1 protein-coding gene is annotated in these 683 nt (G+C 35.4%); it reads left to right on the top strand.

The window, feature by feature from the left end:
- The coding region (locus DUK53_RS17045; protein ID WP_143813221.1) for an IS3 family transposase at window positions 1-233 on the top strand (233 nt) is incomplete at its 5' end.
- Window positions 234-683 lie beyond the last annotated feature (450 nt).

Raw genomic sequence — 683 nt, 5'->3', positions numbered from 1 at the left:
TTAGCAATAAAGGTTGCCCATATGACAACGCAGTCGCTGAAAGTACGTATAAATCATTCAAGAAAGAATTTGTGTATCCAAACAAGTTTCAAACATTGAATCAATTGAAGGTACAGTTGTTAGATTATGTGAACTGGTGGAATCATATCCGCCTCCATGGCACACTTAATTACCAAAGCCCGGTTAGTTTTCGCATCGCGAAATCCGTAGAAAACATCGGCGTCTTCACTTAAGACAACTTGTTAATTCTGTTCAAAAAAGGGTTGCCATTCCAGTTCCTCAATATTTCGGTTCTATAATAAATGTTGGGGTAGAAACTCATCTGCCTCAACATTTTTGTTTCCATTTCAAGACAAAAAAATACACAGTAATATCAAAATCCTTTAAGATAAAAGTGACCAAACCCAATCCAAAGGAGCGATATTACCATGCCAGACCATTTTATCATACAACTCATCGGTTTAGAAAATAAAAACATTCAACTTCTTGATCATGCAATCAAAAATCATATCTACAATATCCATATTCAACTAAAACGAAAAAAAGCATGCCTGTCTGATGTGCACCCCAAAAGTTAGACCAAAAATCTAACGTTTGGGGTGTTTTGCTGTGGCAAAATATGATGTATCATTTAAACTGCATGTGGTTCGAGAATATTTAGAAGGAAAACAAAGTTATGCTGA

Source organism: Listeria sp. SHR_NRA_18 (assembly GCF_003856515.1).
Taxonomy (GTDB): Bacteria; Bacillota; Bacilli; order Lactobacillales; family Listeriaceae; genus Listeria_A; species Listeria_A newyorkensis.
The sequence above is the reverse complement of the archived record's forward strand: the minus strand, read 5'-3'. Positions and strand labels throughout refer to the sequence as shown.